Consider the following 23,680-nt stretch of genomic DNA (forward strand, 5'->3'; position numbering starts at 1 on the left):
ATCCCAGAAAGCTACATCGGCTACATTTGAATCCCTTTGGAGTCTGGATAAGTCTATGTCTGTTTTTCGCTGTGAGTTCAATGGGTCGATGCAACGCTATCCTTAATCAAGGTGGCGTTGGGATGCTTAAATTTTCACAACGCTACTTTGCTCCATCCTTTGCCGCAGTCATCGTGATAACGTTCGGTTTGTTGATGCGTTTTATGGCCAGGTAGTTTTTGTATATCTAAGCCCTGTTCTTTGTGCAGCCGTTCAGATAATAATCTCTGTTCATGGAAAATTGCCGGCGTTCCTTCTCCCCATTCAATGCCTGCAAGGTCTCTTGCTTTGCTAAAATTGATGCGTCACATGCAGTAGTTCGAAGCCGCAGATGCGATCATCAAAAACATGTAATCCAGATTCTGGGCTGTATGTGAACGGGAGCCATCAGGCTCCCGTTATTACGTCCGTTCCGCTATCCTATCGCCTCGCAAAGGCGCGTCTTCATGTCACTATAGGCCTGCGCGGCATAGCGTTCAGCCCACGACTGATCGTCGATCTTCTCGACATTAACCGCACAATACTTGGTTTCCGGCGTCTTTGAGATAGGGTCGAGATTATCCTGCGTGAGTTCATTACACGCGCCAATCCACCATTGATAGGTCATGTATACCGCTCCCTGATTGATGCGCCCGGAGACATCCGCCCGACTGATCACTTTTCCCCGACGTGAACTGACCCACACCAGGTCGCGATGGCGAATTCCTGCCTTTTGCGCATCCTGCGTGCTGATCTGCACATAGCCTGGCTCATCGGCAAGCGCCTGCAGGGCGGCACAGTTGCCGGTCATGGAACGACAGGAGTAGTGACCGACTTCGCGCACCGTACACAGAACCAGCGGATAGGCCTCGTCAGGCACTTCCGCGGGTGCGCGCCAGGGTGCAGCAAACAGCTTGCCTTTACCGTCTGGCGTGTCGAAGCGGCTGTTTTCATACAGATAGGGTGTGCCGGGATGGTCGAGGTCGGGGCAGGGCCACTGGATATGCCCCATGTCGCCCATCTTTTCCCAGGTGACGCCGTAGAACAGCGGACACAGTTCACGCATCTCATCCCAGATCTGTTGATTGTTTTGATAGTGCATGGGATAGCCCATTTCACTGGCGAGCAGGCTGATAATTTCCCAGTCTCGCTTCACGTCGCCAGTGGGGTCAACGGCCTTTTCGAAACGCTGGAAGCCGCGATCGGCGCAGGTGAATACGCCGCCGTGCTCGCCCCAGGAGGTGGCGGGTAAAATGACGTCCGCCATCTCGGCGGTTTTGGTCATAAAGATATCCTGCACCACGACAAAATCCAGCGCCGCGAAACCGTCACGCACCAGCCCCAGATCGGCTTCCGTTTGCAGCGGATCTTCCCCCATGATGTAGTAGGCTTTAATTTTCCCTTCCAGCGCCAGATGCGGGACTTCGGTAATGCGTGTGCCGACCTTGTCATCCATCCGGCTGGCGTCAATGCCCCAGGCTCTGGCGAACTTCTCTCTGACGGCCGCATCGGTGACATCCTGATATCCCGGAAAAAGATTCGGTAATACGCCCATGTCGCAGGCACCCTGGACGTTGTTCTGCCCGCGAACCGGGCCGACGCCGACGTGTGGACGACCCAGGTTACCGGTCAGCAGGGCAAGGCTCGATAATCCACGCACCACGTCCACGGCCTGACCGAACTGCGTCACGCCCATTCCCCACATCACTGTCGCGGAAGGGGCGGCGGCAAAGGTCCGCATCGCCTGACGAACCTGCGACGCCGGAACGCCGGTTAAATGCTCGACTGCTTCCGGCGCATAGTCTTTAACCGTTTGCCAGTAAGCATCCAGCCCCTGCGTGTGCTTATTCACGTACTCCTTGTCGTAAAGCAGTTCGTCAATGAGGACGTAACCAAACGCATTCACCAGCGCCATGTTGCAACCGTTATTCAGTTGCAGATGCTGGTCAGCAATGCGAGCGGTTTCAATACGGCGGGGATCGCAGACGATGATCTTCGCGCCATTCTGCCGCGCTTTGATCACCCGGCGCGCCACAATTGGGTGAGAGTCTGCGCAGTTATAACCGAAGATCAGCAGACATTTTGAGTTTTCGATGTCGCTGATGGAATTACTCATTGCACCATTGCCCAGCGTTTCCTGGAGGCCAGCGACCGAAGGCCCGTGACACACGCGGGCGCAGCAGTCCACGTTGTTGGTGTTGAGAACCGCGCGGGCGAATTTCTGCATCACATAGTTGGTTTCATTGCCGGTACCGCGAGAAGAACCGGTTGTCATAATGGCACGAGGGCCCGCGTTGTCGCGGATTTCCAGTAAACGTCGGGCGGTATAGCGAATCGCTTCATCCCAGGTGACCGGGGTAAATTTGTCGCCTTTCTGGTAGCGGATCAATGGGCGGGTGAGGCGGGGAGTCAAAAGGCGGGTATCGTTAAGGAAATCCCAACCATAGTACCCTTTCAGACAAAGTTGGTTCTGGTTAGTCACCCCCTCAGCCGCTTCAGCACGGATGATTTTGTTATTTTCAACAACAAGCTTGAGCTTGCACCCGGCCCCACAGTAGGGACAGACACTGGTGATTTTTTTCATCAATAACAGACCTGTTAAAAGCTGAAATAGCGCGAATTGTGACGAAGCCTGAGCGGAGCCGCTGAAGCTTCGGGTTGTCGTCATGACGCAGGGGATAAGCACAATACGTGCCAGAGTGGCAAAGCCTGGGCTGACGCGGAACGAGGCACAAGCTGCAGGAAAAATGACAGCGGATTCGACATAAATGACGAACGGACGTCAAAAAAAAGCCCGCACAGAGGCGGGCAAGACATACTGGAAGCAATGTGAGCAATGTCGTACTGAATACCCGAGTTATTTACTCAACTATTCAGTGATGAGAAAGATAATCTTTATCATCTAAGTTTGCAACCCCATCTTTCATGGGAGAAATCAGCACGTTCAATTAAGTGATGTTCATCACAAACTTCAATTTCCTGACGATGTGCTATCCTTTTTAACGGCGAATAAACCGCTACTGTAAAATCGATAAGTGAGGAAAAAATGGGCATTATTTCATGGATTATTTTTGGTTTGATTGCAGGTATTCTGGCGAAGTGGATTATGCCTGGTAAGGATGGTGGTGGATTCTTTATGACGATCATTCTGGGGATCGTCGGTGCCGTAGTGGGCGGCTGGATCAGTACGCTGCTTGGTTTTGGGAAAGTCGATGGTTTTAATTTCGGCAGCTTTGTGGTGGCGGTTATTGGTGCTATCGTCGTCCTGCTTATTTACAGAAAAATCAAAAGCTAAGGCGCAATAACTGACTGACAAAAGGCGACCTGAGGGTGGCCTTTGTCATTTCAGGCCTGGCGTTACCACCAACCCAGTTCGGTACCCTGCACCACGACTATCGCGACGACAATCATAATCAGCGTCGTTTTTTTCATGATTTACGCCACCGGTGCGGCATAGCCACCGATAAAAAACCAGGCCAAAAAAACCACGGCCGTAATAAAAATGACGACGGGAAACAGTATGCCCAGTCTCATGCGATCACCTGTCTGAATTATGCAAAGAGCTGCAAGGATAACAGGGGTTAATGGGTGACAAAAGGGGTTTTGTCCTCACGCTTTTCGCTTATTCTGCGAGTCGCCAGGACGTGACAAGTACGCTTTCGGCAGGCTATTATTTCTCAGAATTATCTTAAATACAGTCGCAAGCGCGCAACGAGAGAAGTATGTTCCAGCTAAAGCCGGGCACCCTGGCGCTGATTATTGGTGCGAAAACATCGGCCGGACGCGGCAATATCGGCAAGACGGTGGAATTGTTCCATCTCTGCCAGCCGGGTGAGGTATTTATTAATCCCATAAATGGATTTACCACCATGCTGCCGAAAGAGACGCCACGTGCGCTCTGGCTGGTGACGGGGGAGGTGGTGTCGGCAAACGGGCAGCAGGGTTTTGCCTGGGTCAGAGCGGAACACTTGATGCCTCTGTTGCCGGATATTCAGCCTGAATCGACGGTTACCCGCGAATCACAACTCGCGTAGCCAGTCTGCCAGCACAAGGGCGTGATTTTGTTCGCTGTTTTTGGCGGCGTACAGCAGCGTCAGTGTCTGCTGGCGGGCAATCTGCGCCAGCCGCTCGCCTTCCTTCTTCTGCGTGACAAGTTCAGCGCGGTACTGCTCAGTAAAATGCTGAAAATCGCTCGTTTCTGCGTGAAAAGCTTTGCGCAGCTCTGTCGAGGGAGTGAGCGCTTTGACCCACTCATTGAGCACGAGATCCGCTTTTTTGATCCCGCGTGGCCACAGTCGGTCAACCAGCACCCGGTAGCCGTCGCTGTCTTCTGCCGGGTCGTAGACGCGTTTACACTGAATATTCATGTTTGTCATTCTCCTCAATCCAGGCGCAAAACTCATCGAGCTGTTGGTCGGAAAAAACCGTGATTCCGTGCTGGCGTAGCAGCGCGGTGGCCACTCCCATACCGGGATGACGTTGTCCGCTGAAGCTGCCGTCGTAGATAAACTGACTGCCGCATGTCGGGCTGCCGTCGGTGAGTAGCGCAACGTCACAGCCGGTCTCCTGTGCCGTGCGCAGCGCCAGCCAGGCGGCAAGCTGATAGTGCCCGGTGACATCTTGACCGTTCTTTTCCACAATGGATGCGCGCTCGTGCATCACATCGTTGCCATCGGCCCGAACAATTTCCGCCGGTGGGCGTGGTGTCGGCAAGCCTGCGGCCAGTTCAGGGCAATGGATGACCAGACGCTGTTCTGCCTGCAAACGCGCCAGTATCGCAGCGGGATGCGCTTTCTCGCTGCCGTTATAACGCACCTTCAGCCCCATCAGGCAAGCGCTCACTAAAACCTTACTTTTCATCGCATTTGCCTCGTCCGGCAGAAAAACTGCTCTCGATCACTATATCACTTCGCACGCGTTCATCCCTAAATTAAGGGATTGTGATGGCAGTAAAAGATCGGTAGGCTGAGGTTCCTTATGTTGTCCCCAATTGTTCTGACGTAAGGAATTCTCCATGGAAATATCCCCTGTAAAAGATACGCTGCGTATTGCGCTGGTGGGTGATTACAACGCTGGCATCACGGCGCATCAGGCGATTCCTCTGGCCATCGACGACGCTGCTGCGGTTCTGGAACTGCTGGCGGATTACGACTGGCTGTCCAGCACTGAAATCACCAGTGCAGAAGATCTGGTGGGCTATGACGCCATCTGGGTGGTGCCTGGCAGCCCCTATAAAAATACCGAAGGCGCGTTGACGGCCATCCGTTATGCCCGCGAAAACAGCATTCCTTTCCTGGGAACCTGTGGCGGTTTTCAACACGCCATCCTTGAATATGCGCGTAATGTGCTGGGCTGGTCAGATGCTGCCCATGCGGAAACTGACACAACGGGCCGGATGGTTATTGCGCCACTTGCCTGTTCGCTGGTGGAAAAAACCGACGATGTTGAACTGCGGCCCAATACGCTGATTGCTAAAGCCTATGGTCAGCCGGTGATTTCGGAGGGCTATCAGTGTAACTACGGCATTGCTGAGGCGTTTGCGGCTGAACTGGATAGCGGTGATCTGCGGGTGACCGGCTGGGATGATAACGGGGATATTCGGGCGGTGGAATTGGTGACGCATCCGTTCTTTGTCGCCACGCTTTTCCAGCCTGAACGTGGCGCTCTTGCGGGGAAACCGGTTCCCCTGGCGCAAGCGATGCTGCGCGCTGCGCGAGGCTAATCAGTAGGGCAGACATCACGTCTGCCCTGAGCTTATCAGGCGGTAATCTCTTTATTTCGTCCCGCATAGAAACCGAATATCGCCATCGCTATCGCCAGCGCCGCAACGGTCAGCAGCGGGATCTGCCAGTCTCCCTGGGCGTCATGGATCCTGCCCATCAGCGGCGGCCCGCAAGCGGCTAACAGATAACCGACGGATTGCGCCATGCCGGAAAGCGCTGCTGCCTGATGCGCAGAACTGGCGCGCAGGCCGATAAAGGTCAGCCCCAGAATCATCGTTGCACCGGAGCCGAATCCAAACAGCAGCGTCCATAGCACCGCCTGATCCGGCATAAACCAGAAGCCAGCGGCACCCACAGCGCACATCAACGACACCAGTGCGGCGATGCAGCGCTGATCGTGAAAACGGTGCAGCACCAGCGGAATGAGTAAACCGGGAGAGGCGGTTGCTAACTGGAGCAAACCATGCAGCGAACCGGCCTGCGCCTCGCTGTAGCCGTGGCTGATTAAGATTGCTGGCAGCCAGCCGATAATCACGTAATAGATAAGCGAGTTAATTCCAAGAAATAACGTCACCTGCCAGGCCAGCGGTGAACGCCAGATGCCGCGTGCGTGCAGGGTGCGCGAGGTGGTTACGTTCGCGTGGGCGGCATGACGCCACTGCGGCAGCCAGATCAGCAACGCCAGTAGCGGAAACACCATCAACAGCAGCAACGCCCCGCGCCAGCCAAACCCACTTAGCGCCAGCGGAACCACCAGCGCGGAGCCCAACGCGGCGGCAGCACCCATCGTCAGGGAATAAGCACCGGTCAGTCTGGCGACGTGCTGCGAGAAATCGCGTTTGATAAGCCCTGGCAGCAGCACGTTGCCGAGGGCGATACCGCAGCCGATGATGGCAGTGCCAAGAAACAGTAAAGAGGCGTCCGGCAGTGAGCGCACGGCAACCCCGGCGCAAATCAGCAGCATTGCCGCGAAGAGACTGCGTTCCATGCCAATACGGCGGGCAATGCCAGCGGCAAGCGGAGAAACCAGCGCAAACGCCAACAGCGGCAGGGTGGTTAATAATCCCGTCTGGGCAGTCGTAAGACCATAGTCCGTGCGAATCGCTTCCAGCAAAGGGGCGGCGCCGGTAAACGTCACGCGCAGCGTGGTGGCAATCATCAGGATACCGGCAATCAGCAGGGCACCGTGGTTGCCGCGTGGTGGTGAAGAAGTCATTGTTCTCTCATATCAACAGGTGAGGCCGTACCTTACCGCGTTTATTTGTGTTGTGAATCAAGCTAAAATGACAGTTTATCGCTAAATTCGGACAAAATGATGTACAGCCTGCGACTCGACGGATATGACCCCGATCTGCACCACGATGCCGCCGTGGCGTTTCGTATCCGCGCTCGCCCTGATGAGCTGTTTAGCGCGCAGCACCAGCATCGTAAAGGGCAACTGATTATGGCACTGCATGGGGCTATCACCTGTGATGTTGAGTGCGCTATGTGGATGGTGCCGCCGCAGTACGCGGTCTGGATCCCCGGCGGCGTTCCCCACAGTAATCACGTAACGGCAGGCGCGGAGCTCTGCTTTCTCTTTATCGAACCGGAGGCCGTCACACTACCGGGACGTTGCTGTACGTTAAAAATTTCTCCGCTTTGTCGGGAGCTGATCCTCTCGCTGGCGAGGCGTAGTGACGCTCAGCGGGCAGAGCCGCAAACGCAGCGCCTGACGCAGGTCTTATTTGATGAACTTCCGCAACAACCGCAGGAGCAGATGCAGCTGCCGGTTTCTGCGCACCCGAAGATCCGCCGGATGGTTGACACCATGGCGCGCGAACCGGCGCAATGGCAAACGCTGGGGCAGTGGGCCAGCGTATTTGCGATGAGCGAGCGTAACCTTGCCCGACTGGTGGTGAAAGAGACAGGGCTCAGCTTTCGTTGCTGGCGACATCAGCTACAGCTCATTCTGGCCCTACAGGCCCTGGTCGGCGGGCAGAACGTGCAGCAGGTGGCGCAACTGTTGGGGTATGATTCGACCACGGCGTTTATCACCATGTTCAAAAAAGGCCTGGGACAGACGCCAGGCCGTTATCTGGCGGGATTGACTACTGCCTTCCCACAATAAGCGAGACCAGACCGGCCGCGATAAGCGGACCAACAGGTACACCGCGAAACAGGGCCACGCCAAGCACGGTGCCGACCAGCAAACCGGCGACCAGCTGTGGCTGGCTGCCCATCAGCGTCACGCCGCGGCCGCCGAGCCAGGAGACCACCACGCCAACCACAATCGCCACCAGCGATTTCCAGTTAAGGAAAGAGTGGATCAAGGTGGAAGGTGGCAGTGTCCCGCTGGCGATAGGCGCCATGACGCCGATTGTCAGGATAATAATCCCGATGGTCAGCCCCTGTTTTTCAATCCACGGGAAAAAGGTATTGAGCGGGGTAACGCGGACAATAATCAGCACCAGAATTGAAACGGCGACAGTGGTGTTATGGCTGACAAAGCCCAGAGCTGCCAGTCCGAGCAGGATCAGCAGAGTGACATCAAACATCGTGGTTTCCTTGCCAAAAAAAGTTAAGCCTGTTTACTTTACGCCCAAACGCCACGCAGAACAGACTTTTTTAGAATCTGCTGGCTATTTCGGGCAAATGCCTGACGGCGAAAAACAGGCAATTTTTTATTTTGTCATCAAATTGCCATTATTGCGGACTATCAATAGCAGATGAACCGGTCTCGCTCATTTTGAGGTGTAGCCATGAACGATCAGATGTTTATTGAAACGCTCATTATTAGTTCATCCTTTTTCGCCATCGCCGCCGTTATCGTGATTTCTGTTTTAATTCTCGAACGTGGTAGCTGAACGCTTACGATATGCGGTGAAAAGCCACCAACTCTGGCCGGGCAATACGCAGATAATCGTCAGTATTGAGAATAATCGATTTCGTGAGCACGCCGGCGTTAAAGGCGATTTCACGATAACGTTCGAACAGCAGCGGATCGGCGACCAGCATTAACTGTGAATGAAAACTGAAAGGCGGGATCGCGCCAAATACGCAACCGGTGAGCTCGTCCACTTCTGCCGGGCTGGCAAGGGACGCACGCAGACCGCCAAGATACGTCGCCAGTTGACCAAGATCGGCCTGTTGGTCGGCAGGTAAAATAGCCAGTACATGCTTATTTACCCCATTCCCTTTAACTTTGCAGACCAGCGCCTTTGCTCCCTGACCCAGTGCGGTGCCCCGAATTTCTGATACGGCCTCGCATTTCCCAACAGCCTCATGGCTGACGACGCGATAACGGGCGCCCTCCAGAGACAATAAATCGAGTAAACGCTGATGAGTTTCGCTGCCTTTCTCCATTTCGCTCATTTTTTACTCCTGTTTGCGCGAAAAAACACGGTAAAGATTATCATGAACGCTGACGATTTTGGTGCTTGTTGAGGTAGAGTTGCTCGTCAGAAGCGGTGTAGGCATCATGCAGCGAATCGTTCGGCTGCATGCTGTAGCTGCCTGATGAAAAACGAATATCCTTCTCAGGTGCCACGGTCCGCAGGTGGTTGGCTATCCGTTCCGGCAGACGAGCCGCCATATCTGGCTCTGCGTCCACCAGAATGATGCAAAATTCATCGCCGCCCAGACGGATGGCGTAATCGCTTTTGCGCACCGACGCCTCAATCGCATTTGCCAGTAAGGTGATCGCCCGATCCCCCTCGTGGTGTCCCTGCGTATCGTTAATCATCTTCAGCTTATCGAGATCGATAGCGATAAAGGTCACTGGCGTTCCGGTGCTGACAAAACGCTGTAATCGCTGCTCAAGCGTCGGGGTTAAAATTTTACGGTTATACAGGCCTGTCATCGCATCGCTGATATTTTCACGGGTAACATTATGGTAAAGGCGAAAATGCAGCCGGACCATATTGAGGAGCAGGGCAGTTGCCAGAAGGTAAAACAGAAACAGCTTCCAGGACGAGACAATGAAATACAAGATATCGAGTGACAGTTCGACGTGCAGACCACCAGGAAGATCGCTGATGTAATTGACGTACGGGAAAAGATTATTCTCGCTTTGATGAATAATAATCGTCTTATCCGAGTCGGTATCGGTGACGCTGGCATTGAGATAACGCCAGACCAGTGGGCGGTCGTGAGTAAAAACAATATTTTGCAAGTTGTGTTTATTAATATCCACCATCACGATGCCTTTTAACTTACCGTGCAGATAGACCGGTGTTAAAAAACTCATCACGTTAAGTTCGGTACGATCATCCTGATAGATACTCGACAGCACAGTACGTCCAGAAAACAATTCATCAATATCGGCCTGATGAATACCTAATGAGCCTTTCTGTAAAAAAGTCCAGTGATGCATGGCAAACTGCCGCGTATTGATCGGATCATAGAAATAAATATATTGATTTTGTAAATCCAGATAATAATGAAATTTCTCTTCTGACGTGGCGAGGCCTTTTCCATAATCAACCTGTTCCCGGTTAACCTTCACGGCCTGATCAAAAGCAGGAAGCAACAGCACATCGTCCGCGATACGCGCACAGTCATCAATGGAGGTTTGTAACGTACCGTGGAGCGCGGGATAATTATGCTGCGTCAGATTCAAACCATACACCGAGTTAACACTTTCAAACGACTGGCAAAGGGTATGGCGGGTATCCGCCGGGAGCGTTTTCTCGGGTGTTGCTAGTGTGCGCATCAGATGGGCGGCAATGCTCTGATTCTGGTATTTATCATACAGAAATGAGGAGTCTGCTTTTTCGATGATATAGCGCATATAGCCATTCATTGACTTATAGCTGGCAATAAGTTCATAGATCAAAAAGGAAGATGTCAAAACGACAACGCTTGCGGAAATAAAGAGCCTGAGCGCTTTATGGGGCAATTTCATGATAAACAACAACTCTCCAGGTCAGATAATCTATTTTATCATACGTCACAGGTGCAACCTACCGGCCAGCGGGGATATGGAGTGCAAAAGGCATGAAATGAACCAGCCAGGAGATTATTTTCCTGGCTGGCTGTCGTTTAATTGGTGCTGGTGGCACCTTGTTTATGAAAAAGTTCGCGGAACACCGGGTAAATATCATCCTGATCGCGAATATGTTGCATTGCAAAATTATCAAACGTGGCTTGCAGATGTTCATATTCGCGCCACAGGGTTTGATGCGCGCGGCGGGTAATTTCGATATAACTGTAGTAACGAACCACCGGCAGCAGTTTCTTCGCCAGAATCTCATGGCACAGCGGAGAGTCATCTGCCCAGTTATCCCCATCCGATGCCTGTGCGGCGTAGATGTTCCACTGCGCAGGATCGTAACGTTCTTTCACAACGTCATCCATCAACTTCAGGGCGCTGGAAACAATGGTTCCCCCGGTTTCCTGAGAGTAGAAGAACTCATGCTCATCGACCTCTTTTGCCTGGGTGTGGTGACGAATATAGACCACTTCCACATTCTTATAGGTTCGGCTCAAAAACAGGTAGAGCAGAATATAAAAGCGTTTGGCCATGTCTTTTGTCGACTGATCCATGGAGCCGGAGACGTCCATCAGGCAGAACATCACCGCCTGGCTGGACGGATCGGGACGCTTCTCGTAATTTTTGTAGCGCAAGTCGAAGGTGTCGATAAACGGCACGCGTTCTATTTTGGCCCGCAGCTCAGCAATCTCTTTACGTAATCGTTCCTCCTCCAGCAGTTGCGCCGGTTCGCTTTTGCTGATGGTGTCGAGATCCTGTTCCAGCGCGTGTAACTCGCGTCGTTTGCCGGCCGTCATGGCCGTGCGCCGGGCGAGAGAATTTTGCAGCGAACGCACGACGCTGATATTGGCCGGAACGCCGTTGGCGGTATAACCCGCCCGGTGCGTTTTATACTCCGTAAGCTGGCGCTGCTGGTTTTGTTTCAGGTTAGGCAGCGCTAAATCTTCGAAAAGCAGATCCAGGTATTCGTCTTTAGAGATCTGAAAGACGAATTCATCCTGGCCTTCACCGTCCTGACTGGCCTGGCCCTGTCCGCTACCTGAACCGCCGCCTCCGCCCTGCGGACGCTCGATACGGTCATTTTGTACGAAATGGTCGTTACCTGGGTGAACGCGATGGCGCAGGCCGCCGCGCCCCTGATGAAACATCGGTTCGCTGATATCTTCCGTCGGAATGGAGACAGATTCACCGCTGTCTACATCGGTCACCGAACGCTTGTTAATGGCCTCGGAGATCGACTGTTTAATTTGTGCTTTATAACGGCGTAAAAAGCGCTGGCGGTTAACCGTGCTCTTATTTTTGCCGTTAAGTCGTCGGTCAATGAACCAGGTCATATGCCCCCCGTACTGCATTTGCCAACTTTACGCTTCATCCTTCACGTTATCTCGGCGTGGCTGCATTCGCTCACCCCAGTCACGTACTTATGTACGTGACTGGGGATTCACTCATTTGCCGCCTTGATACACCTTGAATGATTTCGCGTACAAACGAACTATTTGCCCGGTAAACGGAGAAAATCTTCCGGGTCATTTATGCTGTTAAGACGATTTACGTACGCGCAGATACCATTCGCACAGTAAACGCACCTGTTTACGGGTGTAGCCTTTCTCCATCATCCGGTCGACAAAGTCGTCGTGTTTCTTCTGCTCATCGGTCGAGGTTTTGGCATTGAACGAAATGACCGGCAGCAGCTCTTCGGTATTGGAGAACATTTTTTTCTCAATGACCGTGCGCAGTTTTTCATAGCTGGTCCAGTTCGGATTTCGTCCGCTGTTGTTCGCTCTCGCACGCAGCACAAAGTTGACGATTTCATTACGGAAATCTTTCGGGTTGCTGATCCCCGCCGGTTTCTCAATTTTCTCCAGCTCCGCGTTCAGCGATTCACGGTCAAACAGCTGACCGGTATCCGGATCGCGGTATTCCTGATCCTGAATCCAGAAGTCGGCATACGTGACATAACGGTCGAAAATATTCTGTCCGTATTCCGAGTAGGACTCGAGATAGGCGGTCTGGATCTCTTTACCAATAAACTCGGCGTATTTCGGGATCAGATAGCCTTTCAGGAACTCGAGATAACGCTCAGCTTGCTCCTGCGGGAACTGTTCGCGCTCGATCTGCTGTTCCAGTACATAGAACAGATGAACCGGGTTCGCAGCGACTTCGACATGGTCAAAGTTAAAGACGCGCGAGAGAATTTTAAACGCGAAACGGGTCGACAGACCGTTCATCCCTTCATCGACGCCGGAGTAGTCGCGGTATTCCTGATACGACTTCGCTTTCGGATCGGTATCTTTCAGACTCTCACCATCATAGACGCGCATTTTCGAATAGATACTCGAGTTTTCCGGATCTTTCAGGCGGGAGAGAATCGAGAAACGTGCCAGCGTTTCCAGCGTTCCCGGCGCGCACGGCGCATGCGTCAATTCGCTGTGGTTTAGCAATTTCTCGTAGATTTTGATCTCTTCGGAAATGCGTAAGCAGTACGGTACCTTCACGATGTAAACACGGTCGAGGAAGGCTTCGTTGTTTTTGTTGTTACGGAACGTCACCCATTCCGATTCGTTCGAGTGGGCGAGAATGATGCCGTTAAACGGCAGGGCGGAGATCCCCTCAGTGCCGTTGTAGTTACCTTCCTGAGTGGCGGTCAGCAGTGGATGCAGCACTTTAATCGGTGCTTTGAACATCTCGACGAATTCCATGATCCCCTGGTTGGCCCGGCACAATGCGCCGGAATAGCCATACGCGTCCGGATCGTTCTGAGCGTGGTGTTCGAGTTTACGAATATCCACTTTCCCGACCAGCGCGGAAATGTCCTGGTTGTTCTCATCGCCCGGTTCCGTTTTGGCAATCGCGATTTGCGCAAGAATCGACGGCCACACTTTCACCACGCGGAATTTGGTGATATCCCCACCAAACTCATGCAGGCGTTTGGCCGCCCACGGTGACATAATGGTGCCGAGATAACGGCGCGGAATACCGTATTCTTTTTCCAGAATCTGGGTATCTTCCTGCGGATTAAACAGGCACAACGGATGATCGTTCACCGGGCTGCGTTCACCGTTGGCGCTCAGCACATAAATCGGGACACGCTGCATCAACGATTTCAGTCGTTCGGCAAGCGATGACTTCCCGCCCCCTACAGGCCCCAACAGATACAGGATCTGTTTCTTCTCTTCCAGCCCCTGAGCCGCGTGTTTCAGATAAGAGACAATCTGTTCGATCGCGTCTTCCATGCCGTAAAACTCTTCAAATGCCGGGTAACGTGCAATGACCCGGTTCGAGAAGAGGCGAGAAAGCCGGGGTTCCTGGGCAGTGTCGACCATGACGGGTTCACCAATAGCCATCAATAGCCGTTCTGCCGCGTTGGCATAAGCACTGCGATCTTGCCGACAAGTGGTAAGAAACTCCTGCAGTGTGAACTCTTCGTCCTTGGCAGCTTCATAACGCTGGCGATAGTGATCGAATATATTCATGATATGCCGTCCTTTCGTTTTTTAGCACAGGTTAAGAGCCGTTCATATGAATAGTAGAGGCTCCCGGAAGAGGTAGACTGAACGACGTCATTTACTGTCTCGTATCAAAAAAACAGCAACTCTCATGCCAGCTTTCACCGCGTGAGACCAACGTGCCCGGCGATACAACTTCTAAACTAAAGCGTAGATGGCATTTGCAAAACTTGCATGCACCCGCAAATGATTTTCAATGGCATATCAATAACTCATCCGCAAAAAGTGCATAGCAAATGTAAATAATGCAGTGGAAGATCACACCGTTTTCACCGCACTGTAAGCCAAGTGTCATCTCAGCCTGCAAAATTAGACGGTTACATTCTTTCATTAATTTGTAAAATGGTTGGGTTGTAACGTATTGGCGGTTACACTTTTGCCGCTGAACATTTGAAAAAGGAAAGATGGATTGTGACCAAACTCAAACTTCTGGCACTTGGCGTGTTAATCGCATCGTCTGCTACCGTGGTGCATGCTGAAAGCAACCTGACGCTTGGCGCTGGCGTTGGTGTGGTTGAACACCCATATAAAGATTACGACGCGGATGTTTATCCGGTTCCGGTGATTAATTACGAAGGCGATAACTTCTGGTTCCGTGGTCTGGGTGGTGGGTACTACCTGTGGAACGACGCCGCCGACAAATTGTCGATCACCGCTTACTGGTCCCCGATGTATTTCAAACCGGGTGACAGCGACGATCGTCAGATGCGTCGTCTTGATAAGCGTAAAAGCACCATGATGGCGGGCTTATCATACTCTCACCATACCGAATATGGTTTCCTGCGCACCACGCTCGCCGGGGATACGCTGGACAACAGTAACGGCATCGCCTGGGATCTGGCCTGGCTGTATCGCTATACCAACGGCGGCCTGACCCTGACGCCGGGTATCGGTGTGGAGTGGAACAGTGAAAATCAGAACGACTACTACTACGGCGTGTCACGTAAAGAATCCTCACGCAGTGGTATGCGGGGTTACAACCCGGACGATAGCTGGAATCCGTACCTGGAACTGAGCGCGAACTACAACTTCCTCGGTGACTGGAGCGTTTACGGTACCGCACGCTACACCCGTCTGTCTGATGAAATTACCGACAGCCCGATGGTGGATAAATCCTGGACTGGCCTGATTTCAACCGGGATCACCTATAAGTTCTGATTGTGCATTATCATAGTGCGATCGATAAAAGCCACAAAGCCCGCAGTGCGGGCTTTTTTGTCACTGAGTCATTCGACCTCTTTGGCATGTCGCTTTGCTTTTTCAATAGCCTGCCTGTCAAATATAAAGTGCTCATAGCCATCGGTGATGTTTTTGACTCTGTAGATTTTCCATCTCCTGTCTTCTTTCTTCAGATAGACGCCTATCTGATAGGTTCTGTCGTTTTCGCATCCAAGCCAAACCGTAACGTATTTACTACCGTCAACGTCTTGTGCTTTGCCCACCTTCAATAAAGGGATCCAGTCGACCGAATAGTCCTGCGCGTACGTATAATAGTCAGTGTCGATGATTTCTTGTTCATAAATATGTGAAATAACATCAAGTTGAATTAACGTTTCGCGGGAGACGTAATCATGCATTTTCTCAGGATCTGGCTTTATTTTGCCGGGGCTATTGGCAAAAACAGGTAAATAGTAGCGATAAAAATTAGCTACGCGTTTTTCGGCATCATCGCCTCCTGAAACGCAGGACGCGAGTAAATACACCATGGATACGACAAAAAAGAGGCGCATTACTTTTTCCTGTACATTTGATAAGGCGGTTTCGATGAGCGATAGCCAGGTCCTCCCCAGAAGTCCCTTTGTTTGAAGTCAGAGTACCAGTCCTGACCATCGAATATCGCCATGTGGCCAGCGGCATGTCCGCCTTTTTATGGCTGGATAACGCCAGCGTCGTGTGTCGGTGCAATTTTTCTAAAGCCAGCCGCCTCCAGTATCGAGCCGTCATCTTTAGCATTATGTGTATTGGTCACAATAACTCCGCCCGCCTGAATTGCTCTACGCACGTATGTTGCGCAGTTATTGGTTGGACCCGGTTCGGCGTGGTTTTTTGCCTAGTTTCCAGCATTCCTGGTATTCCATCCCATAAAGTATTATCCATAGTAAACATGTGGAATAACCAATAGACACCTTTATTAATTAGCAGGGTTAGTCATTTTGTGCCGGGTGGTATTATGGGGATGCTCCTGAAAAATATTGTCCAACATAAATTGCGCTTCCCTGGAAGTGTGAATATGCCTAAGTTTTAACTGAGCCCTGAGAGTGCAATCTGTGCATCAAAACAGGGCACTTGCGCCCTGTTTTGCATTACGGTGGTGCACAACTAAGGAGAACGTGATGACAGATAAACAGGTTGTCTTCGCTGGTGGAGTTGTTCTACCTGCGATCGGGCAGGGGACATGGTACATGGGTGAAAATGCCGGTCACCGCCGGGCGGAAGTGTCTGCACTTCGCGCGGGCGTGGATCTGGGGCTAACGCTCATCGATACCGCTGAAATGTATGCCGATGGCGGAGCGGAAGAGGTGGTCGGTGAGGCGCTCAACGGACTGCGTGAACACGTGTTCCTGGTGTCGAAGGTTTACCCATGGAACGCGGGTGGGCAAAAAGCGATTGCCGCCTGTGAGGCCAGTCTGCGTCGTCTGAAAACCGACTATCTGGATCTCTATTTATTGCACTGGTCAGGCAACTTCTCCTTCGCCGAGACGGTCAAGTCGATGGAAACCCTGATGGCTCAGGGTAAAATTCGTCGCTGGGGAGTGTCCAATCTTGACGTCGACGATATGCAGGCGCTGTGGCAGATTCCGGGCGGCAGGCAGTGTGCGACCAATCAGGTGCTGTATCATCTGGCTTCACGCGGCATTGAATACGATTTATTACCGTGGTGTCAGCAACATCAGCTTCCCGTAATGGCTTACAGCCCGTTGGCGCAGGCCGGACGTTTACGCAGCGGTTTATTGAATCATCCGGTGGTCAATGAGATTGCGCATGCGCACAATGCATCAGTTGCGCAGATCCTGCTGGCGTGGGTCATCAGTCATCACGGAGTGATGGCGATTCCAAAAGCGGCAAGTGTGGAGCATGTACAGCAAAATGCGGCGGCGCTGAGCATCACGCTTTCCGCTCAGGAACTCGCCGCACTGGATAAGGCGTATCCCGCGCCGAGAGGCAAAACGGCGCTGGATATGGTCTGATGAGGTTTTGACTCGTTGGCCGGATAAGATGCGCTGGCATCGCCATCCGGCAAACAATGCCAGATGACGACCTGTCAGGCCTGTGACATCTCAACCACAATCATGCTTAGCGCTTCGCAACGCGAATGGTTTGCGCCAGGCGAGAAGGTTTTTCTTCGGTGGCCTTCTGTGCGGCGGTGGCATACGCCGTTTCTACGCACACAAAGGTTTTATAGCCATCATCCGGCATATCGCCCATGCTCACAGACAGCGCCGGGCCAGGGTTCCAGCCGACCACGTTGAGGTGGTGATGATGTACAACGTCGATGTTACGGTTCAGTGCGGCATCGTGAATCACGCTGCAGGCTTCCGGGTTCAGATAGACACGGTCAGTACGATCCGGAAACGCCTGTACGCCATCAGTCAGGACGTCTTCTTTCGCATCATTCACTTTATCGATGAAACGATCGCCCAGGCCGCTGACTTTCACCGTCGCGATATCGCCAACGTTGAAATAGGTATGCAGTGCAGAGGTCGTTTCAAATTCACCGTGCGCTTCAAGCTCAATCTCACAGGTTTTGCCTACTTTAAAGCGCGCCAGCAGGGTGAAATCATGTGGCCACAGTTTCAGTGTCTCTTCAGTGCTTTGCAGTTCAAACGTCAGCACTGCGCCGTTGTCGTCTTCATTATGTGCTTTCAGCGTCCACGGCAGGTTACGGGCAAAGCCGTGAGAAGGCAGTCCTTGCTGTGCCGCCGGACCAAACCACGGCCAGCAAATCGGCACGCCGCCGCGCAGCGCGATGCCATTTTTAAACGGAGTGTTGTTGCTCAGCCACAGAACCTCTTCTTCTCCGGCTGGTTTCCAGGAGAGTAGGTGCGCGCCCTGTAACGCAAAAGACGCTTTTACCTGCGGGTGGTCGACGACGATCAGGTCCAGCTCGTCAAGCTGACGGCGGGAGAGGACAGGGGTAATATGTTCAATGACTGGAAGTGCAAAAATTTTATTAATCATGATGCAATCCTTGATTCAACCGTAGCGAAAAGCCATAAAAAAAGGCGACCGAAGTCGCCTTTTTAGATCAGATTCTCATCTCAACTTATTTGGAGATGTGAGCGATCAGGTCCAGAACTTTGTTTGAGTAACCAGTTTCGTTGTCGTACCAGGAAACCAGTTTCACGAAGTTGTCGTTCAGAGCGATACCTGCTTTAGCATCGAACACGGAAGTGCAAACTTCGCCGTTGAAATCGGTAGATACAACGTCGTCTTCGGTGTAACCCAGAACGCCTTTCATCGGGCCTTCGGAAGCTGCTTTGATGGCTTTCTTAATGTCTTCGTAAGAAGCCGCTTTTTCCAGACGAACGGTCAGGTCAACAACGGATACGTTCGGAGTCGGAACACGGAACGCCATACCAGTCAGTTTGCCATTCAGTTCTGGCAGTACTTTACCTACAGCTTTAGCTGCACCGGTAGAGGACGGGATGATGTTCTGAGCCGCGCCACGGCCGCCACGCCAGTCTTTGTGAGACGGGCCATCAACAGTTTTCTGAGTAGCGGTGGTTGCGTGAACAGTGGTCATCAGACCTTCGATGATGCCGAAGTTGTCGTTGATGACTTTAGCCAGCGGAGCCAGGCAGTTGGTGGTGCAGGATGCGTTGGAAACGATGTCCTGGCCAGCATATTTGTCAAAGTTAGCGCCTTTAACAAACATCGGGGTGTTATCTTTGGACGGACCAGTCAGTACGACTTTTTTCGCGCCAGCAGTGATGTGCTTACGAGCAGTCTCGTCGGTCAGGAAGATACCGGTCGCTTCAGCTACTACGTCAACACCAACTTCGTCCCATTTCAGGTTAGCCGGATCGCGTTCAGCGGTAACACGGATTTTTTTACCGTTAACGATCAGATGACCGTCTTTCACTTCAACGGTACCGTCGAAACGGCCGTGAGTGGAGTCATATTTCAGCATGTAAGCCATGTAATCAGCGTCTAACAGGTCGTTGATTGCAACGATCTCGATGTCAGAACGTTTCTGAGCAGCACGGAAAACAATGCGACCGATACGGCCAAAACCGTTGATACCTACTTTGATAGTCATATATTCCACCAGCTATTTGTTAGTGAATAAAAGGTTGCCTGTAAAATTACAAAAACCTTACGCAGCGTCAAGCGGAATCGTGTCAATCATTGCGACAAATCAATCCTCTGTACAAGCTTTGCACGGCTGACTCGCCTCACTCTTCCATTGGGCTTGAAACCACATGGGGGCGGCGCCCCGAATTTTAAAGGGCAACCGAGATAAAAATGTGATTCGCATCACGATTCACAAGCTGCCATTTCGCAAGGATCAAGTTTAGAACAAAAGTCTGCACTCAGGTGTTAATGTTTTGTTAGAATCTGTCGCGCAATGTCAGCGTCATGAAAAGTGAGATGTGAGCAAAATGGCGAACAAACCTTCTGCAGAAGATCTGAAAAAAAACCTGTCTGAAATGCAGTTCTACGTGACGCAGAATCACGGTACAGAACCGCCGTTTACCGGTCAGTTACTGCATAACAAACGTGACGGCGTCTATCATTGTTTGATCTGCGATGCGCCGCTGTTTACCTCCCAGTCCAAATACGATTCCGGCTGCGGCTGGCCGAGCTTCTACGAGCCGGTAAGTGAAGAGTCGATTCGTTACATCAAGGACTTTTCACACGGTATGCAACGCATTGAAATTCGCTGTGGAAACTGCGATGCGCACCTGGGGCATGTCTTCCCCGATGGTCCGCAACCCACCGGCGAACGTTACTGTGTCAATTCAGCTTCTCTGAGCTTCATCGACGACGAAAACGGTGCCCAGACGAAAGGTTGAAAAAACGATTCAGCAAATTATTCCATAGGAGCGGACTTATCATGAATCTTGATGAGATAATTAACAGCATGACGCCGGAAGTGTATCAGCGTTTATCCACCGCCGTTGAACTGGGAAAATGGCCGGACGGCGTCGCGCTGACCCCGGAGCAAAAAGATAATAGTCTGCAACTGGTGATGCTCTGGCAGGCGCGCCACAATACGGATGCGCAACATATGACGATCGACACCAATGGGCAGATGGTGATGAAGAGCAAACAGCAGCTGAAAGTGGATTTCGGCATCACGCCAGAACCGATTGCGACGTTCAAATCCTGATAGCGCGCAGTGGAAGCCCGGCATTTGGTCGCACTGCCGGGCTAACGCGGCGGATTATTTTTTATTCAGCATGGCTTTCAGGTCGGCGAAAGGGTTGTACGTGGCTTCGCCGACGCTCTTTTGCGCATCCTCGCCCGCTACAACCGTGGAACCATACTGGTCGGCTTCCGTATATTTGGAATGCTCATGATCGTGGCAGTACAGGCACAACATTTCCCAGTTGCTGCCATCTTCCGGGTTATTGGAATGATCGTGATCGATATGGTGCACCGTCAGTTCGCGAAGGTTTGAGTAAACAAACTCGCGGGAGCAGCGGCCGCAGACCCACGGGAAAAGTTTCAGCGCCTTTTCCCGGTAACCTACTTCCAGACGGGCGTAATTTTTAGGGATAAAAGCCATACAATCCCATGCCTCCAGTTGAAAATGAAACGATGCGTCAAACGCTGACGCAACGGGTTAGGGCCATCATAACCGATCCCGTTTCGTGTGACACACCCCATCCCACCGCTTACGAAAAAAATGCCCCATGCGGACATGCAGGGCATTATTCGCATTGGACGGAGCGCGTTTCCGTATGTGCCCAGACAACCCAGAAATGCGGATACGACAGATACGCAGTGCAAGAGGCATTCTGCCAACAAGATCAAACGTCTCATCGCGTTACTCACTGATATCTTTAATATGCTGGTTGACGTTTAATAAATATTCGATGTCTGCAAGTCCGAAATCAGAAGTTGAAATGAATCTTCCTCATTTTAATATGTCATTCTTATAACAGACTCAGGTAATATATAAATCAGCAAGGTGAATATCATCAAACGAAGTTATAATATTTCCTTAAAGTGGCTGATGGGAGAATATCCTCACCGGTATGCTCATTTTGAACATCTTTGTAAGTCTGGGAATTGCTTTAGCCCCTTTGACGTTATGGGCGACGGCTATGAGTATAAAAAATTATAAGGGGCCAATGGCCTGGCGAATTCTGGCCATGCTGGCAGTAATTAAAGGTATCTTAAGTTACATTTCTTTCTGTCTCCAGACTGTTATAGAGTTTACTACTGTATGAGAAAAAGAAGCAGGCAGGCACTTTATCGTTGGATTACTGGCAATAGTCCATTGTGGTTCGTATGCTGGGTAACTGGTGTTATACCTTATATGCTGTTACTCCAGATACATTTATCAGCTCATACATTTTATTTTGAAAAACAAATCAGTTTGCCTACGGAAAACTGGATTCGGCTAATTATCGAGTTTCTATTTCTGATTTATATTCCAGTCTGTCTGGTTGCTATCGCTAATACTGCGATTCAATATAAAAACTTTCATTTATGGCGTTTTTTTGCCTTCCTGCTTTTTGCTAAGGGGGGGTGAAATTTACTTCGATTTTCTTATGGGAAAATGGCCACTCGGGTAACGTAATACTCAGTGGCCAGCAAAACAGACTGTTAACGCTGAGTTTCTTCCCAGTCAGCGAGGGTATACAACGTAGCGCCTGCTGCTGCCATCTCCATAAAGGCATGGGCACTGTCCTGTGGCTGAATGTTCACGCCGCGACAGCCATCGGTAATGACATTCACCGTATAGCCCAGTTGCAGAGCATCCAGCACCGTAAACCTGACACAATAGTCGGTGGCCAGCCCCATGACGATCAGTTCATGCACGTCATGCTGGCGAAGCCACGCGTCGAGTCCGGTTGTCTGCCGACGTCCGTTATCAAAAAAAGCGCTGTAGCTGTCGACCAGCGGATTCTCGCCCTTATGAAAAACGGCCTCTATTGCCTTGCGGTTCAGCAACGGATGAAACGCCGCGCCGTCCGTATTCTGCACGCAGTGATCGGGCCAGAAGGTTTGCGGCAAGCCGTCGAGTTGACCCTGGCTGTAAGGTTCTGCCCGATGCTGACTGGCGAAGCTCCCGTGGTTCGCAGGGTGCCAGTCCTGGCTTGCGAGGACCGCATCACCGCGGGTCTGGCACCCTGCAATCAGCTGGTTTGCGATATCAACGGTGCTGTCGCCCTCCGGGACCGCCAGCGCGCCGCCGGCGCAGAAATCGTTTTGTAAATCGACCAGTAACAGCGCACGGTGTGTCATTCGATCCTCCTTAGTCGTCCGGCGTGAGTTCGCCACGCAGGTTTTGCGTCATCGCCTCGCGAATCGCATCCGTATCCAGCCCTTTGCTGAGCAGATAATGCAGTTTGGTCAGTGTTGCTTCTACGGTCATATCAGCACCGCCAACGACGCCAGCATGCGCCAGAGCATTGCCAGTGGCATAACCGCCCATGTTCACTTTCCCCGACATGCACTGCGTGAGGTTCACAACCACGATGCCGCGCTCGCTGGCTTCGCTAAGTTCTTTCAGGAACTCTTTATTTTGCGGCGCATTGCCGACGCCGTAGGAACGCAGAATTAGCGCTTTTACCGGCTGGCGCAGGAAGTTGCGCACCACATCGGCGGAGATCCCCGGATAAATGGTGACGACCCCAATGGGTTGTGGCGTGATCGGGTGAACAATCAGCTCGCCTTCACTACGGGGAGCCAGCGGCGTCCCCAGACGGCGGATGTGGATACCCGCTTCCAGCAGCGGCTGGAGGTTAGGGGAGGCGAAAGCGTCAAAACCGTCGGCATGCGCTTTTGTCGTGCGGTTGCCGCGAAACAGACGGTTGTTAAAAAACAGCGTGACTTCGTTGATCGGATAATTTGCCGCGACGTAAAGTGCGTTGAGAAGATTGATTTGTCCGTCAGAACGCAGCTCCGCCAGCGGGATTTGTGACCCTGTCACAATCACCGGTTTACCCAAATTCTCCAGCATGAACGAGAGCGCAGAGGCGGTAAACGCCATGGTGTCGGTACCATGTAGGATCACAAAACCATCGTACTCATCGTAATGGGTTTTGATGTCATCGGCGATATGCTGCCAGTCTTCCGGCGTCATATCTGACGAATCCATCAGCGGGGCATATTCATGAATGGTGAAGTCGGGCATTTCAGGACGATGGAATTCAGGCATCAGCGCCAGCTGGCGCTGAAGGTGTCCGGAGACCGGAATGTAACCCTGTTCGGAGCGCTGCATACCAATGGTCCCGCCGGTATAGGCAACGTAAATCGATTTCTTCTGCATGCTAGTATCTTGT

25 protein-coding genes and 2 pseudogenes are annotated in these 23,680 nt (G+C 52.0%); 9 read left to right on the top strand and 18 right to left on the bottom strand.

Features of this window, described 5'->3' with window-relative positions:
• Positions 1-134: 134 nt before the first annotated feature.
• Both HVZ37_RS09425 and fdhF read right to left on the bottom strand, forming a co-directional pair.
• Positions 135-341: pseudogene (locus HVZ37_RS09425) on the bottom strand (integrase); the annotation flags it as partial.
• A gap of 113 nt (positions 342-454) precedes the next feature.
• The gene (fdhF, locus tag HVZ37_RS09430; RefSeq protein ID WP_181628371.1) at positions 455-2,602 is read right to left on the bottom strand and encodes a formate dehydrogenase subunit alpha; all 2,148 of its coding nucleotides are present in this window, start codon (positions 2,600-2,602) and stop codon (positions 455-457) included.
• A gap of 462 nt (positions 2,603-3,064) precedes the next feature.
• Between fdhF and HVZ37_RS09435 the strand changes: the two genes are divergently transcribed.
• A complete protein-coding gene (locus HVZ37_RS09435; RefSeq protein WP_043000937.1) occupies positions 3,065-3,313 on the top strand; it encodes a GlsB/YeaQ/YmgE family stress response membrane protein in 249 nt (82 codons plus the stop codon).
• A 140-nt stretch (positions 3,314-3,453) separates the two neighbouring features.
• Here the strand turns inward: HVZ37_RS09435 and HVZ37_RS09445 are convergent, their stop codons facing one another.
• Positions 3,454-3,552, bottom strand: a complete 99-nt coding sequence (locus tag HVZ37_RS09445; protein ID WP_181628372.1) for a YoaK family small membrane protein — start codon at positions 3,550-3,552, stop codon at positions 3,454-3,456.
• A 188-nt stretch (positions 3,553-3,740) separates the two neighbouring features.
• Here HVZ37_RS09445 and HVZ37_RS09450 point away from each other — a divergent pair, with 188 nt between their 5' ends.
• On the top strand, positions 3,741-4,052 hold the full coding sequence (locus HVZ37_RS09450; protein WP_044254899.1) for a hypothetical protein: 312 nt from the start codon (positions 3,741-3,743) through the stop codon (positions 4,050-4,052).
• On the opposite strand, the gene HVZ37_RS09455 is transcribed toward HVZ37_RS09450, so the two are convergent.
• Positions 4,038-4,385 (bottom strand): DUF488 domain-containing protein, encoded by a 348-nt coding sequence (locus HVZ37_RS09455; protein ID WP_181628373.1) that lies wholly within the window; start codon positions 4,383-4,385, stop codon positions 4,038-4,040. The two genes, HVZ37_RS09450 and HVZ37_RS09455, sit on opposite strands and share 15 nt — an antisense overlap.
• Positions 4,369-4,878: a DUF523 domain-containing protein gene (locus HVZ37_RS09460; RefSeq protein ID WP_044254892.1), complete on the bottom strand. Its 510-nt coding sequence runs from the start codon at positions 4,876-4,878 to the stop codon at positions 4,369-4,371. The genes HVZ37_RS09455 and HVZ37_RS09460 overlap by 17 nt, the downstream gene beginning before the upstream one ends.
• 154 nt (positions 4,879-5,032) lie before the next feature.
• Here HVZ37_RS09460 and HVZ37_RS09465 point away from each other — a divergent pair, with 154 nt between their 5' ends.
• Positions 5,033-5,740: a CTP synthase gene (locus HVZ37_RS09465; protein WP_044254889.1), complete on the top strand. Its 708-nt coding sequence runs from the start codon at positions 5,033-5,035 to the stop codon at positions 5,738-5,740.
• Between the two features lie 35 nt (positions 5,741-5,775).
• On the opposite strand, the gene HVZ37_RS09470 is transcribed toward HVZ37_RS09465, so the two are convergent.
• Positions 5,776-6,957: a CynX/NimT family MFS transporter gene (locus HVZ37_RS09470; RefSeq protein ID WP_054176617.1), complete on the bottom strand. Its 1,182-nt coding sequence runs from the start codon at positions 6,955-6,957 to the stop codon at positions 5,776-5,778.
• 99 nt (positions 6,958-7,056) lie between these two features.
• Here HVZ37_RS09470 and HVZ37_RS09475 point away from each other — a divergent pair, with 99 nt between their 5' ends.
• Positions 7,057-7,851: a helix-turn-helix transcriptional regulator gene (locus HVZ37_RS09475; protein WP_044254885.1), complete on the top strand. Its 795-nt coding sequence runs from the start codon at positions 7,057-7,059 to the stop codon at positions 7,849-7,851.
• On the opposite strand, the gene HVZ37_RS09480 is transcribed toward HVZ37_RS09475, so the two are convergent.
• Positions 7,832-8,278 carry a DUF441 domain-containing protein gene (locus HVZ37_RS09480; protein ID WP_043000929.1) on the bottom strand — a complete coding sequence of 149 codons (447 nt, stop codon included), beginning with the start codon at positions 8,276-8,278 and terminating at the stop codon, positions 7,832-7,834. The genes HVZ37_RS09475 and HVZ37_RS09480 overlap by 20 nt on opposite strands.
• Before the next feature lie 204 nt (positions 8,279-8,482).
• On the opposite strand from HVZ37_RS09480, the gene yoaI reads away from it, so the two are divergent.
• Positions 8,483-8,587 (top strand): small membrane protein YoaI, encoded by a 105-nt coding sequence (yoaI, locus tag HVZ37_RS09485; protein WP_086512617.1) that lies wholly within the window; start codon positions 8,483-8,485, stop codon positions 8,585-8,587.
• Positions 8,588-8,591: 4 nt separating this feature from the next.
• On the opposite strand, the gene HVZ37_RS09490 is transcribed toward yoaI, so the two are convergent.
• From HVZ37_RS09490 to yeaG, 4 genes are all read right to left on the bottom strand, one after another.
• The gene (locus HVZ37_RS09490; protein WP_181628374.1) at positions 8,592-9,095 is read right to left on the bottom strand and encodes a YbaK/prolyl-tRNA synthetase associated domain-containing protein; all 504 of its coding nucleotides are present in this window, start codon (positions 9,093-9,095) and stop codon (positions 8,592-8,594) included.
• Positions 9,096-9,135: 40 nt separating this feature from the next.
• Positions 9,136-10,626 carry a diguanylate cyclase DgcJ gene (gene dgcJ / locus HVZ37_RS09495; RefSeq protein ID WP_181628375.1) on the bottom strand — a complete coding sequence of 497 codons (1,491 nt, stop codon included), beginning with the start codon at positions 10,624-10,626 and terminating at the stop codon, positions 9,136-9,138.
• Positions 10,627-10,763: 137 nt separating this feature from the next.
• A complete protein-coding gene (locus HVZ37_RS09500) occupies positions 10,764-12,047 on the bottom strand; it encodes a YeaH/YhbH family protein (RefSeq protein ID WP_043000927.1) in 1,284 nt (427 codons plus the stop codon).
• Positions 12,048-12,251: 204 nt separating this feature from the next.
• Positions 12,252-14,186, bottom strand: coding sequence for a protein kinase YeaG (yeaG, locus tag HVZ37_RS09505; RefSeq protein WP_043000926.1), 1,935 nt, complete (start codon positions 14,184-14,186; stop codon positions 12,252-12,254).
• 444 nt (positions 14,187-14,630) lie between these two features.
• Here yeaG and HVZ37_RS09510 point away from each other — a divergent pair, with 444 nt between their 5' ends.
• Positions 14,631-15,377 carry a MipA/OmpV family protein gene (locus tag HVZ37_RS09510; RefSeq protein ID WP_181628376.1) on the top strand — a complete coding sequence of 249 codons (747 nt, stop codon included), beginning with the start codon at positions 14,631-14,633 and terminating at the stop codon, positions 15,375-15,377.
• A 68-nt stretch (positions 15,378-15,445) separates the two neighbouring features.
• On the opposite strand, the gene HVZ37_RS09515 is transcribed toward HVZ37_RS09510, so the two are convergent.
• A complete protein-coding gene (locus HVZ37_RS09515; RefSeq protein WP_090049961.1) occupies positions 15,446-15,949 on the bottom strand; it encodes a YbjP/YqhG family protein in 504 nt (167 codons plus the stop codon).
• Positions 15,949-16,302 (bottom strand): annotated as a pseudogene (locus tag HVZ37_RS23105) (hypothetical protein). Before HVZ37_RS23105 ends, HVZ37_RS09515 begins: the two are co-directional and overlap by 1 nt.
• Before the next feature lie 250 nt (positions 16,303-16,552).
• On the opposite strand from HVZ37_RS23105, the gene HVZ37_RS09520 reads away from it, so the two are divergent.
• Positions 16,553-17,407, top strand: a complete 855-nt coding sequence (locus HVZ37_RS09520; RefSeq protein ID WP_090049962.1) for an aldo/keto reductase — start codon at positions 16,553-16,555, stop codon at positions 17,405-17,407.
• A 106-nt stretch (positions 17,408-17,513) separates the two neighbouring features.
• Here the strand turns inward: HVZ37_RS09520 and HVZ37_RS09525 are convergent, their stop codons facing one another.
• Complete coding sequence (locus HVZ37_RS09525) at positions 17,514-18,398, bottom strand: D-hexose-6-phosphate mutarotase (RefSeq protein ID WP_043000922.1); 885 nt, start codon at positions 18,396-18,398, stop codon at positions 17,514-17,516.
• 85 nt (positions 18,399-18,483) lie between these two features.
• Positions 18,484-19,479 (bottom strand): glyceraldehyde-3-phosphate dehydrogenase, encoded by a 996-nt coding sequence (gene gapA, locus HVZ37_RS09530; RefSeq protein WP_043000921.1) that lies wholly within the window; start codon positions 19,477-19,479, stop codon positions 18,484-18,486.
• A gap of 343 nt (positions 19,480-19,822) precedes the next feature.
• On the opposite strand from gapA, the gene msrB reads away from it, so the two are divergent.
• Positions 19,823-20,236: a peptide-methionine (R)-S-oxide reductase MsrB gene (msrB, locus tag HVZ37_RS09535; protein ID WP_043000920.1), complete on the top strand. Its 414-nt coding sequence runs from the start codon at positions 19,823-19,825 to the stop codon at positions 20,234-20,236.
• Positions 20,237-20,277: 41 nt separating this feature from the next.
• Entirely contained in the window at positions 20,278-20,553 is a 276-nt protein-coding gene (locus HVZ37_RS09540; RefSeq protein WP_043000919.1) for a YeaC family protein, read from the top strand.
• Between the two features lie 54 nt (positions 20,554-20,607).
• Here the strand turns inward: HVZ37_RS09540 and yajD are convergent, their stop codons facing one another.
• The 3 genes from yajD to ansA form a co-directional block, all read right to left on the bottom strand.
• Positions 20,608-20,952 (bottom strand): HNH nuclease YajD, encoded by a 345-nt coding sequence (gene yajD / locus HVZ37_RS09545; protein WP_042319478.1) that lies wholly within the window; start codon positions 20,950-20,952, stop codon positions 20,608-20,610.
• Between the two features lie 1,046 nt (positions 20,953-21,998).
• A complete protein-coding gene (gene pncA / locus HVZ37_RS09550; RefSeq protein WP_061070207.1) occupies positions 21,999-22,640 on the bottom strand; it encodes a bifunctional nicotinamidase/pyrazinamidase in 642 nt (213 codons plus the stop codon).
• A 10-nt stretch (positions 22,641-22,650) separates the two neighbouring features.
• Entirely contained in the window at positions 22,651-23,667 is a 1,017-nt protein-coding gene (ansA, locus tag HVZ37_RS09555; RefSeq protein ID WP_043000916.1) for an asparaginase, read from the bottom strand.
• Between the last annotated feature and the right edge of the window lie 13 nt (positions 23,668-23,680).

The organism is Citrobacter sp. RHB35-C17, assembly GCF_013816795.1.
Lineage (GTDB): Bacteria > Pseudomonadota > Gammaproteobacteria > Enterobacterales > Enterobacteriaceae > Citrobacter_A > Citrobacter_A amalonaticus.